This window comes from Streptomyces callyspongiae (genome assembly GCF_047200695.1).
GTDB lineage: Bacteria > Actinomycetota > Actinomycetes > Streptomycetales > Streptomycetaceae > Streptomyces.
Genome location: NZ_JBJZOM010000007.1, coordinates 135764 through 147570 on the forward strand (window position 1 = coordinate 135764; position 11807 = coordinate 147570).

The 11807-nt window shown below is 70.3% G+C and carries 12 protein-coding genes, 3 tRNA genes and 1 pseudogene; 14 read left to right on the plus strand and 2 right to left on the minus strand.

Features of this window, described 5'->3' with window-relative positions:
- Nucleotides 1–8 precede the first annotated feature (8 nt).
- The 8 genes from ACL06G_RS08755 to ACL06G_RS08790 all read left to right on the plus strand — a co-directional run bounded on the left by ACL06G_RS08755 (nucleotide 9) and on the right by ACL06G_RS08790 (nucleotide 4670).
- Nucleotides 9–422, plus strand: coding sequence for a roadblock/LC7 domain-containing protein (locus ACL06G_RS08755; RefSeq protein WP_412785220.1), 414 nt, complete (start codon nucleotides 9–11; stop codon nucleotides 420–422).
- Nucleotides 423–553: 131 nt separating this feature from the next.
- Nucleotides 554–1213 carry a DUF742 domain-containing protein gene (locus ACL06G_RS08760; RefSeq protein ID WP_412785219.1) on the plus strand — a complete coding sequence of 220 codons (660 nt, stop codon included), beginning with the start codon at nucleotides 554–556 and terminating at the stop codon, nucleotides 1211–1213.
- A complete protein-coding gene (locus ACL06G_RS08765; protein WP_412785218.1) occupies nucleotides 1194–1778 on the plus strand; it encodes a GTP-binding protein in 585 nt (194 codons plus the stop codon). The genes ACL06G_RS08760 and ACL06G_RS08765 overlap by 20 nt, the downstream gene beginning before the upstream one ends.
- A 162-nt stretch (nucleotides 1779–1940) precedes the next feature.
- Nucleotides 1941–2708 carry a fumarylacetoacetate hydrolase family protein gene (locus ACL06G_RS08770; RefSeq protein WP_412785217.1) on the plus strand — a complete coding sequence of 256 codons (768 nt, stop codon included), beginning with the start codon at nucleotides 1941–1943 and terminating at the stop codon, nucleotides 2706–2708.
- Complete coding sequence (gene gltX, locus ACL06G_RS08775) at nucleotides 2701–4197, plus strand: glutamate--tRNA ligase (protein ID WP_412785216.1); 1497 nt, start codon at nucleotides 2701–2703, stop codon at nucleotides 4195–4197. Before ACL06G_RS08770 ends, gltX begins: the two co-directional genes overlap by 8 nt.
- A gap of 189 nt (nucleotides 4198–4386) precedes the next feature.
- A tRNA-Gln gene (locus ACL06G_RS08780) sits at nucleotides 4387–4458 on the plus strand.
- 38 nt (nucleotides 4459–4496) lie between these two features.
- Nucleotides 4497–4569 (plus strand) — tRNA-Glu (locus ACL06G_RS08785).
- 28 nt (nucleotides 4570–4597) lie between these two features.
- A tRNA-Glu gene (locus ACL06G_RS08790) sits at nucleotides 4598–4670 on the plus strand.
- A gap of 116 nt (nucleotides 4671–4786) precedes the next feature.
- Here ACL06G_RS08790 and ACL06G_RS08795 read toward each other — a convergent pair.
- Complete coding sequence (locus tag ACL06G_RS08795; protein ID WP_412785215.1) at nucleotides 4787–5521, minus strand: IclR family transcriptional regulator; 735 nt, start codon at nucleotides 5519–5521, stop codon at nucleotides 4787–4789.
- Between the two features lie 155 nt (nucleotides 5522–5676).
- Here ACL06G_RS08795 and leuC point away from each other — a divergent pair, with 155 nt between their 5' ends.
- The 4 genes from leuC to ACL06G_RS08815 all read left to right on the plus strand — a co-directional run bounded on the left by leuC (nucleotide 5677) and on the right by ACL06G_RS08815 (nucleotide 8862).
- Nucleotides 5677–7101: a 3-isopropylmalate dehydratase large subunit gene (gene leuC, locus ACL06G_RS08800; RefSeq protein WP_412835684.1), complete on the plus strand. Its 1425-nt coding sequence runs from the start codon at nucleotides 5677–5679 to the stop codon at nucleotides 7099–7101.
- 3 nt (nucleotides 7102–7104) lie between these two features.
- Nucleotides 7105–7698 (plus strand): 3-isopropylmalate dehydratase small subunit, encoded by a 594-nt coding sequence (leuD, locus tag ACL06G_RS08805; protein WP_412785213.1) that lies wholly within the window; start codon nucleotides 7105–7107, stop codon nucleotides 7696–7698.
- 119 nt (nucleotides 7699–7817) lie between these two features.
- Complete coding sequence (locus tag ACL06G_RS08810; protein ID WP_412785212.1) at nucleotides 7818–8084, plus strand: SCO5555 family protein; 267 nt, start codon at nucleotides 7818–7820, stop codon at nucleotides 8082–8084.
- Between the two features lie 127 nt (nucleotides 8085–8211).
- Nucleotides 8212–8862 carry an HU family DNA-binding protein gene (locus tag ACL06G_RS08815; RefSeq protein ID WP_412785211.1) on the plus strand — a complete coding sequence of 217 codons (651 nt, stop codon included), beginning with the start codon at nucleotides 8212–8214 and terminating at the stop codon, nucleotides 8860–8862.
- A 304-nt stretch (nucleotides 8863–9166) separates the two neighbouring features.
- On the opposite strand, the pseudogene cofC reads toward ACL06G_RS08815, so the two are convergent.
- Nucleotides 9167–9829 (minus strand): annotated as a pseudogene (gene cofC / locus ACL06G_RS08820) (2-phospho-L-lactate guanylyltransferase); the annotation flags it as partial.
- A 133-nt stretch (nucleotides 9830–9962) separates the two neighbouring features.
- Between cofC and ACL06G_RS08825 the strand changes: the two are divergent.
- A complete protein-coding gene (locus tag ACL06G_RS08825) occupies nucleotides 9963–10784 on the plus strand; it encodes a lysophospholipid acyltransferase family protein (RefSeq protein ID WP_412785210.1) in 822 nt (273 codons plus the stop codon).
- Complete coding sequence (locus tag ACL06G_RS08830; protein ID WP_412785209.1) at nucleotides 10781–11782, plus strand: NAD(P)H-dependent glycerol-3-phosphate dehydrogenase; 1002 nt, start codon at nucleotides 10781–10783, stop codon at nucleotides 11780–11782. Before ACL06G_RS08825 ends, ACL06G_RS08830 begins: the two co-directional genes overlap by 4 nt.
- The last annotated feature ends 25 nt before the right edge of the window (nucleotides 11783–11807 follow it).

Genomic DNA, 11807 nt, shown 5'->3' on the forward strand with positions numbered 1-11807 from the left:
TGAGCCCGATGAGCCAGGCGGCGCAGAACCTGAACTGGTTGATCACCAACTTCGTGGACAACACCCCCGGGGTGTCCCACACGGTGGTGGTCTCCGCCGACGGACTGCTCCTTGCGTTGTCCGAGGGCTTCCCCCGTGACCGAGCCGACCAGTTGGCTGCGGTGGCGTCCGGGCTGACCTCGCTCACGTCCGGGGCGTCGCGGATCTTCGAGGGGGGCACGGTGAACCAGACCGTGGTGGAGATGGAGCGCGGGTTCCTCTTCATCATGTCGATCTCGGACGGCTCCTCGCTGGCCGTGCTCGCGCATCCGGACGCCGACATCGGCCTCGTGGGGTACGAGATGGCCCTGCTCGTGGACCGTGCCGGCAGTGTCCTGACTCCGGATCTGCGGGCCGAGTTGCAGGGAAGCCTTCTCAACTGACCGGCCAATCAGCGACCAGCCCGTGCGCATTGCGCCTCGGCCCCATAGGGTGCCGTGGACGCGGACCCGCCGGAAGCCGAGGCAGTAACTGGTAGATGAGGCCCGCTGATCCGTGAGTCGGAGGAGGAAACGTGACAGCGTCACCGGGCGGCCCGTACAGCGGCCGCGACGAACAACAGGGCTCTCCCCTGAAGCGGTTCAACTTCCCCTCCGCTCCCAGCGAGCGCGTCCACGGCAGCCCCGCGCCCGAGCAGCAGCCGCACGAACCTGCGCAGCACTACGGTGAGCAACCGCCGCAGCGCTACGGGTCGCCCGAGCCGGCCCCGCAGCAGGGCCCGCCGTCACCTCCTCACAGGATCGAACCCATGCCACCGCCGCAACCCCGTTCCCCCGCCGACGACGGGAGTGGCCGGCACGGCCGCGGGGACGGCGACGGGCGGGCGGACCAGCAGCCGCTGGTGCGTCCCTATGCCATGACGGGCGGCCGCACCCGTCCCCGCTACCAGCTGGCCATCGAGGCCCTGGTGCACACCACGGCGGACTCCGCTCAGCTCCAGGGACAGCTTCCCGAGCACCAGCGGATCTGCCGGCTTTGCTACGAGATCAAGTCGGTCGCAGAGATCTCGGCTCTTCTCTCCATTCCCCTCGGCGTCGCCCGGATCCTCGTGGCGGACCTCGCGGAGGCCGGACTTGTCGCCATCCACCAGCCCGGTGGCGGCGACTCCGGCGCCGATGGCCAACCAGACGTGACACTGCTCGAAAGGGTGCTCAGTGGACTTCGCAAGCTCTAGCGGCGGTGCTGCTGCCCGTTCCACGACTTCCGCGAAGATCGTGGTGGCCGGTGGTTTCGGTGTGGGCAAGACGACTTTCGTCGGCGCGGTCTCGGAGATCAATCCGCTGCGTACCGAAGCCGTGATGACCTCCGCGTCGGCGGGCATCGACGATCTGACGCACACGGCGGACAAGACCACCACGACGGTGGCCATGGACTTCGGTCGTATCACCCTGGACCAGGATCTGATCCTGTACCTGTTCGGTACGCCGGGTCAGGACCGGTTCTGGTTCATGTGGGACGACCTGGTGCGTGGTGCGATCGGCGCGGTGGTGCTGGTGGACACGCGGCGTCTTGCGGACTGTTTCCCGGCGGTGGACTACTTCGAGAACAGCGGTCTGCCGTTCGTGATCGCGCTGAACGGGTTCGACGGTCATCAGCCGTACACGCCGGAGGAGGTGCGCGAGGCGTTGCAGATCGGCCCGGACGCACCGATCATCACCACGGACGCGCGTCACCGCTCGGACGCCAAGTCGGCACTGATCACGCTGGTCGAACACGCCCTCATGGCCCGCCTCCGCTGACAACCCGATCTCCTCACGTCGAGGTGGGGCACCGCTCGCACGAGCGGTGCCCCACCTCGACGTGCGAGGGGGTACCACCGGCGGTGAGCGCCGCACGTCGTGCGGAGGCAGCCGTGTCCTAGGCTGGGGTCCGCAATCCCCGAACCGCGATTGAGGACACCCGTGCGCATCGCCCGCTTCTCCCTCGACGGCAACGTCGCCTTCGGTCTCGTCGAGGGCGACGAACTCGAGATCATCAAGGGCCATCCCTTCGCCGACTTCGAGCGCTCGGGCCACAAGCTCCCGCTCGGCGCCGAGCAGGTCCGGCTGCTTTCGCCCGTGCTCCCCAACAAGGTCGTGGCCGTCGGACGGAACTACGCCGAGCACGCGGCCGAGCTGGGACACACCGTTCCCGAGGTCCCGGTCGTCTTCTTCAAGCCCTCCACGGCCGTGGCCGGCCCGGGCGACCCGGTCGTGTACCCGGGCTTCTCCTCGGAGGTCCACCACGAGGCCGAGCTGGCCGTGGTGATCGGTCGCATGTGCAAGGACGTGCCCCGGGAGCGCGCGCGTGACGTGATCCTCGGCTACACCTGCGCCAACGACGTCACCGCGCGTGACGTCCAGCGAGCGGAGGAGCAGTGGGCCCGGGCCAAGGGCTTCGACACCTCCTGCCCGCTGGGTCCCTGGATCGAGACGGATCTCGATCCTGCGGACGTGGCCGTGCAGTGCACGGTCAACGGCGAGCAGCGCCAGCTGGGGCGCACCAGCGAGATGGTCCGGTCCGTCGAGGACCTGATCGTCCACATCACCGGGGCCATGACGCTGCTTCCCGGCGACGTCATCCTCACGGGCACCCCCGCCGGGGTCGGCCCGATCACCGTCGGCGACGAAGTCGCCGTCACCATCGAAGGCATCGGCACTCTCACCAACAAGGTAGTCAACCGTGGCTGACGAAGAAGTCCGCGTCCGATTCTGTCCCTCGCCGACGGGCAACCCCCACGTCGGTCTGGTCCGCACCGCGCTGTTCAACTGGGCCTTCGCCCGGCACCACGGCGGCACCCTGGTCTTCCGTATCGAGGACACCGACGCCGCCCGCGACTCCGAGGAGTCCTACGAACAGCTCCTCGACGCGATGCGCTGGCTGGGCCTGGACTGGGACGAGGGGCCCGGTGTCGGCGGGCCTCACGCGCCCTACCGCCAGTCCGAGCGCATGGACGTCTACCGGGACGTGGCGCAGCGGCTGCTCGACGCGGGCCGCGCGTACCGCTGCTACTGCACCGCGGAGGAGCTGGAGACCCGTCGCGAGCGGGCGCGTGCCGAGGGCCGCCCGTCCGGCTACGACGGCCTGTGCCGTGAACTGTCCGAGGAGCAGGTGGCCGCCCACGAGGCGGAGGGCCGTTCCTCCATCGTGCGATTCCGGATGCCCGACGAGCCGATCACCTTCACCGACCTGGTGCGCGGCGAGATCACCGTCCGGCCCGAGAACGTCACCGACTACGGCATCGTGCGTGCCAACGGCGCCCCGCTGTACACCCTGGTGAACCCGGTCGACGACGCGCTGATGGAGATCACCCACGTGCTGCGCGGCGAGGACCTGCTCTCCTCCACGCCGCGGCAGATCGCCCTGTACCGGGCGCTCGCGGACATCGGGGTCGGCAAGGGCGCCGTCCCGTCCTTCGGCCATCTGCCGTACGTCATGGGAGAGGGCAACAAGAAGCTCTCCAAGCGTGACCCGCAGTCCTCGCTGAACCTGTACCGCGAGCGCGGCTTCCTGCCGGCCGGTCTGCTCAACTACCTGTCGCTGCTGGGTTGGTCGATCGCCGAGGACCGGGACATCTTCACGATGGACGAGATGGTCGCCGCGTTCGACATCGGGGACGTCAACGGCAATCCCGCCCGCTTCGACCTCAAGAAGTGCGAGGCGGTGAACGCGACGCACCTGCGGGAGATGCCCGTGGCGGACTTCTCGGCCGCCTGTGCCCCGTGGCTCGTCGAACCCCACGCCCCGTGGAAGCCCGAGGCGTTCGACCAGGCCGCTTTCGAGGAACTCGCCCCGCTGGCGCAGACCCGTCTCACGGTGCTCTCGGAGATCACGCAGAACGTCGACTTCCTGTTCCTCGAGGAGCCGGTCCGGGACGAGAAGTCGTGGCAGAAGGCGATGAAACCCGGCGCCTCCGACGTGCTGAGGTCGATCCACTCGCGGCTCGCCGGGCTGGAGGGCGAGACCTGGAAGGCGGAACCCCTCAAGGAGGCGGTGCTGGCCGCCGGCGAGGCGCACGGTCTCAAGCTCGGCAAGGCCCAGGCGCCGCTGCGTGTCGCGGTGACGGGCCGCACGGTCGGCCTGCCGCTCTTCGAGTCGCTCGAGACGCTGGGGCGGGAGCGCACCCTGGCCCGTGTGGACGCGGCACTGGCCAAGCTGGCGGCCCAGCCGGAGAACTGACCGGCGAACGGCCCCGTGCCGGGGGCGCGGCCCGCATCGGGCAGGCCGCGCCCCGCCCGGGAACCCGTTTTGGAGCACCGTCCACGATCAGGTAATGTTCTTCCTGTCGCCGAACGGGGCAGGCCGCAAAGGTCGAACCACCGGGAGGCGGCCACCCGGACAAAATCCCCACAGGGGGTTGCGTTTTGGTGGGCTATGGTGTAATTGGCAGCACGACTGATTCTGGTTCAGTTAGTCTAGGTTCGAGTCCTGGTAGCCCAGCGCGTTCTTGCGCGACATCAATGTTCGTCAAGATCGATGCCCCCGTTGTGTAGCGGCCTAGCACGCCGCCCTCTCAAGGCGGTAGCGCCGGTTCGAATCCGGTCGGGGGTACGGATCCTCGTACGAGGATCTTGGGTGAGCCCCCGTTGTGTAGCGGCCTAGCACGCCGCCCTCTCAAGGCGGTAGCGCCGGTTCGAATCCGGTCGGGGGTACTCGATCCCCGGATCGTCGGAGCCCTCCCGTGCGGGAGGGCTTTTTGGCGTTCCCGGTTCCGGGGCGTCCCGTCCGCGACGGTCCCGGAGCTGTCTCGCGCCCCGGGACGTCACGCTCAGCTGCCTCCGGTGCGCCTGAGGGACTCGCTCAGCCGCGCGGCCGCGTCCACGATCGCCTGGGCGTGCATCCGCCCCGGGTGGCGCGTCAGCCGCTCGATCGGCCCGGAGATCGAGACGGCCGCCACGACGCGGTGGGAAGGACCCCGCACCGGCGCCGAGACCGAGGCCACGCCGGGTTCCCGCTCGCCGATGGACTGCGCCCAGCCGCGGCGGCGCACTCCCGAGAGGGCCGTGGCCGTGAAACGCGCTCCCTGCAGGCCCCGGTGCAGCCGCTCGGGCTCCTCCCAGGCCATGAGGATCTGTGCGGCCGACCCGGCCTTCATGGGGAGCGTCGATCCCACGGGCACCGTGTCCCGCAGGCCGGAGAGCCGTTCCGCCGCCGCGACGCAGATGCGCATGTCGCCCTGCCTCCGGTAGAGCTGCGCGCTCTCGCCCGTCACGTCCCGCAGGTGCGTGAGCACCGGTCCCGCCGAGGCCAGCAGGCGGTCCTCCCCGGCGGCCGCCGCCAGTTCGCCGAGCCGCGGTCCGAGGGTGAACCGTCCCTGCATGTCCCGCGCCACCATGCGGTGGTGCTCCAGTGCCACCGCGAGCCGGTGGGCGGTCGGGCGTGCCAGCCCGGTCGTGCCGACCAGGCCGGCAAGGGTTGTCGGTCCCGATTCGAGCGCGCTGAGCACCAGAGCCGCCTTGTCGAGAACACCCACTCCGCTCGAAGTGCCGCTACCGTTGTCCATGCGTCGATACTTGCGTCTCAGAGTATGAAACGCAAGTTCGGTGTGCCGCGGAAAGGGCCAATCTGTAGGCACGGTCGCCCTCGGCGCACGGTGAGCGCGGGAGGCGAAGGGCCAACGACACGAGGCCGGCGACGCGGCCGGCCGGAGGGACAGCGATGGCACGGACACTCGCGGAGAAGGTCTGGGACGACCATGTCGTCCTGCGTGCGGAGGGCGAGCCCGACCTCCTCTACATCGACCTCCACCTGCTGCACGAGGTGACAAGTCCGCAGGCCTTCGACGGGCTGCGCAAGAACGGCCGCCGGGTGCGTCGCACCGACCTCACCCTCGCGACCGAGGACCACAACACCCCCACCCTCGACATCGACAAGCCCATCGCCGACCCGGTCTCGCGTGCCCAGTTGGAGACGCTGCGCAAGAACTGCGCCGACTTCGGCGTCCGCCTGCACCCGCTGGGCGACGTCGAACAGGGTGTCGTCCACGTGGTGGGACCGCAGCTGGGGCTCACCCAGCCCGGCACCACCGTGGTCTGCGGCGACAGCCACACCTCGACCCACGGCGCATTCGGTGCCCTGGCCTTCGGCATCGGCACCAGCCAGGTCGAACACGTGCTGGCCACGCAGACGCTGCCGCTGGCGCCGTTCCGGACCATGGCCGTCACCGTCCGGGGCGAACTCCCCGAGGACGTGACCGCCAAGGACCTCATCCTCGCCGTGATCGCCCGGATCGGCACCGGCGGCGGCCAGGGATACGTGATCGAATACCGCGGCGAGGCCATCGAGAAGCTTTCGATGGAGGCCCGGATGACCGTGTGCAACATGTCGATCGAGGCCGGTGCCCGCGCCGGGATGATCGCCCCGGACGACACCACCTTCGCCTACCTCCGGGGCCGGGAGCACGCTCCCGAGGGGGCCGACTGGGACGCCGCGGTCGCGTACTGGAGGACGCTGCGCACCGACGACGACGCGGTCTTCGACCATGAGGTCGTCATCGACGCCGACGAACTGGCGCCCTTCGTCACCTGGGGCACCAACCCCGGCCAGGGTGCACCGCTGAGCCGGTCCGTGCCGGACCCGGCCTCCATCGAGGACGAGAGCGAGCGCCACGCGGCCCGCAAGGCGCTGGAGTACATGGACCTCGCGCCGGGGCAGCGCCTCCGCGACATCCGCGTGGACACCGTGTTCGTCGGCTCGTGCACCAACGGGCGCATCGAGGACCTGCGTGCGGCAGCGGCCGTCCTGGAGGGTCGCAGTGTCGCCGACGGCGTCCGCATGCTCGTGGTCCCCGGCTCCGTACGGGTCTCCCTGCAGGCCGTGGAGGAGGGACTGGACCGGGTCTTCACCGCGGCAGGGGCCGAATGGCGGCACGCGGGTTGCTCGATGTGCCTCGGCATGAACCCCGACCAGTTGGAGCCGGGGGAGCGCTCCGCCTCCACCTCCAACCGCAACTTCGAGGGCCGGCAGGGCAAGGGAGGCCGGACGCACCTGGTCTCGCCCCAGGTCGCCGCTGCCACCGCGGTGCTGGGCCACCTCGCCTCGCCCGCCGACCTCGCCGACGTCTCTTCTCTCGTGGAGGCCTGAGCCATGGATGCTTTCACCGCACACACCGGGCGGGCCGTACCGCTGCGACGCAGCAATGTGGACACCGACCAGATCATTCCTGCCCACTGGCTGAAGAAGGTCACCCGCGACGGGTTCGAGGACGGACTCTTCGAGGCCTGGCGGAAGGACCCGGAGTTCGTCCTCAACCAGCCGCAGCACGCGGGCGGCACCGTGCTGGTCGCGGGCCCCGACTTCGGTACCGGATCGTCCCGCGAGCACGCCGTGTGGGCCCTCCAGAACTACGGCTTCCGAGCCGTGATCTCCTCCCGCTTCGCGGACATCTTCCGCGGCAACTCGCTGAAGAACGGTCTGCTCACCGTCGTACTCCCGCAGGAGGCGGTGGAGACGCTGTGGGAGACCCTGGAACGGCAGCCGGACGCCGAGGTCACCGTCGACCTGGAGCGCTGCACCGTCCTCGCCCCCGGTTTCGAGCAGGACTTCGGCCTCGACGAGAACGCTCGCCGGCGGCTGCTGGAGGGACTCGACGACATCAGTCTCACCCTGCAGCACGAGGAGGCCATCGCCGCGCACGAGGCCGACCGGTTGCCGTTCAAGCCGTCCACCCGGGCCGCCTGACCGAGGACACCGCAGGTCACCGGCCGCGCTCCGCGCCCTCCGCCCCGCCGGGCGGAGGGCGCGGACGCATGTTGGGTGCCCGCAAGGTGACAACTCGCCCCAGATGGCACAATCGGCACATGGACAGCGACGGTCAACTCGAGCTCTACGACCGACTCGCCGCCCGGCTGAAGGAAGCGCACACACGCGTCCGCACGTTGCGGGTCCCCGAGAGCGTGCGGGTGGCGTTGTCGCGGAAGCTGCTCGTCATCACGGCAGCGTCCAAGCACGACCTCGCGGACGCCGAACGGCGTCTGGAGGTGTTCATGGAGGACATCGACGAAGGGCGGTTCCCGGCCGAACGCGGTGACGGGGGCGCGGGTGCGGCTCCCGACAGCGCTTCGTGACGGTCGACTTCATTGCGGCACAAGGGTGATTCGCCCGTTTCGCGTTTGATTTGCGGTATATATCTGCCTACCGTGCGAAAAAGCTTGGACCCACATAGTTCCGGCACAGTCTGGTGAAGGGGTAGATGTGAACAAGGCGCAGCTCGTTGAAGCGATTCAGGATCAGCTCGGTGGGCGTCAGCAGGCCGCGGATGCGGTCGACGTCGTACTGGACGCCATCGTCCGCGCGGTGGTCGCGGGTGAACGCGTCTCCGTGACCGGGTTCGGTTCCTTCGAGAAGGTGGACCGCCCCGCCCGTTATGCACGCAACCCGCAGACCGGTGAGCGGGTGCGGGTCAAGAAGACCTCCGTGCCCCGTTTCCGGGCAGGCCAGGGGTTCAAGGACCTCGTGAGCGGAGCCAAGAAGCTTCCGAAGAACGACGTGGCGGTCAAGAAGGCCCCGAAGGGCAGCCTGTCCGGTGGCACTTCCACCAAGAAGGCCGCCACCAAGAAGGCGGCGGCGAAGAAGACCGCCGGTCGCAGGACCGCCGCGGCGAAGAAGACCACGGCGAAGAAGGCTCCCGCGAAGAAGACCACCGCCAAGAAGAGCACGGCGAAGAAGACCGCCGGCCGCAAGACGACGGCGGCGAAGAAGACCACGGCGAAGAAGGCTCCCGCGAAGAAGACCACAGCCAAGAAGGCCCCGGCCACCAAGAAGAGCACGGCGAAGAAGGCTCCGGCCCGCAGGTCGTCGGCGCGCAAGACCACCGCGAAGAAGACCACCGCCCGCAGGCGCTGAGGCGCTCGTGCCGCGAACCGCCGGGCCGGACTCCCACCGGGAGCCCGGCCCGCGGGCTGTTCGGGGGCCTGCGCCCGGACTACAGCGTCTGCAGGGTGACCAGCGTGATGCGGCGCTCGTCGGCCTCGCCCTCGACCTCGATGCGCACGCGCTGTCCCGGCCGCAGCAGGCGCAGCCCACCGGCATCGAAGGCCGCCGTGTCGAACGGCAGAGGCGTTCCGTCGTCCAGCAGTACGCTGCCGGACCGCGTCGCCGGGTCGTAGGTGTACGAGGTGGCCTGCATGTCCGGCAGCCTACGCCCCGGCGCCGCGAGCCGCGCGGCCGTGTGCGGTCCCACGCCCAGCTCCTGCGCCGCCCGCAGGTCACCCACGGTGTCCACGTCGCGGCGGACACTCGCCGCGTCGCCCGCCTCCAGCTCCACCGCGCCGGAAGCCCGGTGGCGTGCCCGTGAGAGGCCGCCGAAAGCGGGTGCCAGCAAGTGCCCCGGAAGCGCCGTCAGCAGCGTCGTCCCGATTCCCGCCGCATCCGGAAGACAGGCCCGCGAATGCCCGGCCGCCGCGGCCAGCACACCCGCCAGCTCCGCCGGGCGCAGCGCCGGCAGGTCCGCGCCCAGGGCCGCGACGCCCGCCGTGGTGCCGCCCGGTGAGGTACGAGCGGTCGCCGCGCCGTGCACCAGGGCCGGGTTGAGCCCCCGGCCCGGTACGTCCGGAACCGTCCGCGCGCCCAGAGCGGTGAGTTCCCGGGCGGCCAGCGGGTCGTCGGTCACGACCACCACACCGCGCACCGAGGGGCAGGCGAGTGCCGCGGCCACGGTGTCCTGCGCGAAGGACAGCGCGAACTGCCGGCGCGCGGTGTCGCCCACCGCCGCTCCCAGCCTGCTCTTCGCCCGCGCCAGCGGCTTGAGGGGCACGACCACGTTCCACTCGGCCCCTGCCCCGCACGTCCTCTCGCCCGTCATCCCGGCCATTGTCCCCTGCCACCCGTACTGTCCGCGGGCACCGGGGATACGGTGTGCACGACAGCCGTTCCGCTCGACAGGGGGACGCCCCGGCACCAGACTGGGCGGCTGTCCCGATCGGCCAAGAGGAGATGGTGTCCCGGTGTCCCGCCGCAAAATCGGCTTCTGGTACCGCCTTGCCGCGGTCTTGGTGAAACCGCCGCTGCTGGTGCTCTTCAAGCGGGATTGGCGCGGAAGGGAACACATTCCGGACGAGGGCGGATTTCTCACCGTCGTCAATCACAACTCCTATCTCGATCCGCTTTCCTACGCCCACTTCCAGTACAGCACCGGCCGCGTCCCCCGCTTCCTCGCCAAGGACTCCCTGTTCAGGAGCGGCCTCCTCGGCGGATTCCTGCGGCGTATGGGCCAGATTCCGGTGTACCGCGGCTCGGCGGACGCCGCGGGGGCGTTCCGCGCCGCCGTGGACGCCGTCGACGCGGGGGAGTGCGTCGCCTTCTACCCCGAGGGCACTCTGACCCGCGACCCGGAACAGTGGCCGATGGCGGGCAAGACCGGCGCCGCGCGGGTCGCTCTGCTGACCCGTGCGCCCGTCGTCCCCGTGGCGCAGTGGGGCGCCAACCTCGCGATGCCGCCGTACGCCAGGACCGGACGGCTCCGCCTGTTCCCGCGCAAGACCCTGGTGGTGCAGGCCGGGCCCCCGGTGGACCTGTCGCGTTTCCACGGCGAGGAGCCGACCGCCGAGTTGCTGCGCGAGGTGACAGAAGTACTGATGCAAGCCGTGACCGACCAGCTCGCCGACATCCGCGGGGAGGCACCGCCCGCCGAACGGTACGACCACCGCAAGGCCGCCGGGGAGTCGGCGGCGGGGCGGCGTGTCCGGTCCGCTCCGGCGGAACCGGCGTCACCCGCCGCGCGGACCCCGCAGCAGGCCTCCGCCGCGGAGGAGGGGGAGAACGCGTGACGCGTGCCGCCGTCTTCGGAACGGGCTCCTGGGGCACCGCGTTCGGAATGGTGCTCGCCGACGCGGGGTGCGAGGTGACGCTCTGGGGCCGACGCGCGGACCTCGCAGCCGCTGTCAACGAGACCCGCACCAATCCGGACTACCTGCCCGGCATCGAACTCCCGCCGAGCGTGCGGGCCACCACCGACCCGGCCGAGGCCGCGCGGGACGCGGACCTCACCGTCCTCGCCGTCCCCTCGCAGACGCTCCGGGAGAACCTCGAACGCTGGCAGCCGGTGCTGCATCCGGACACGGTGCTCGTCTCCCTGATGAAGGGCGTCGAACTCGGCACCGTGAAGCGGATGAGCGAGGTCATCGCCGAGATCACCGGTGCCGGACCGGACCGGGTGGCGGTCCTCAGCGGACCCAACCTGGCCAAGGAGATCGCGAGCCGGCAGCCGGCAGCCTCGGTCGTCGCCTGCCGCGACGAGGAGGTGGCGCGCCGCCTCCAGGCCGTGTGCCACACGCCGTACTTCCGCCCGTACACCAACACCGACGTGGTCGGGTGCGAGCTGGGCGGCGCGGTGAAGAACGTGATCGGTCTGGCCGTCGGTATCGCCGACGGCATGGGTCTCGGCGACAACGCCAAGGGATCGCTGATCACCAGGGGCCTGGCCGAGACCACGCGGCTCGGCCTCGCGATGGGTGCGGACGCGAGGACCTTCGCCGGCCTGGCAGGCATGGGGGACCTGGTCGCCACATGCTCCTCGCCGTTGTCCCGGAACCACGTCTTCGGCATCAACCTGGGGCGCGGCATGACGCTGGAGGAGACGGTCGCCGCCACGCGGCAGACCGCCGAGGGCGTCAAGTCCTGCCGGTCGGTGCTCGATCTGGCCGGGCGGCACGGCGTCGACATGCCGATCACCGAGACGGTGGTGAACATCGTCCACAAGGGCACACCGCCGCTGGTCGCCCTGAAGGAACTGATGTCGCGCAGTGCCAAGGCGGAAGGTGTCTGACAGGTACACCGGCGGACCCAGGCGG

What these genes read in the sequence shown, in the direction of transcription:
- ACL06G_RS08755 (WP_412785220.1), top strand. Translation starts at nt 9, where the DNA reads ATGAGCCAGGCGGCGCAGAACCTGAACTGGTTGATCACCAACTTCGTG.
- ACL06G_RS08795 (WP_412785215.1), bottom strand. Translation starts at nt 5,521, where the DNA reads ATGGACAACGGTAGCGGCACTTCGAGCGGAGTGGGTGTTCTCGACAAG.
- leuC (WP_412835684.1), top strand. Translation starts at nt 5,677, where the DNA reads ATGGCACGGACACTCGCGGAGAAGGTCTGGGACGACCATGTCGTCCTG.
- leuD (WP_412785213.1), top strand. Translation starts at nt 7,105, where the DNA reads ATGGATGCTTTCACCGCACACACCGGGCGGGCCGTACCGCTGCGACGC.
- ACL06G_RS08810 (WP_412785212.1), top strand. Translation starts at nt 7,818, where the DNA reads ATGGACAGCGACGGTCAACTCGAGCTCTACGACCGACTCGCCGCCCGG.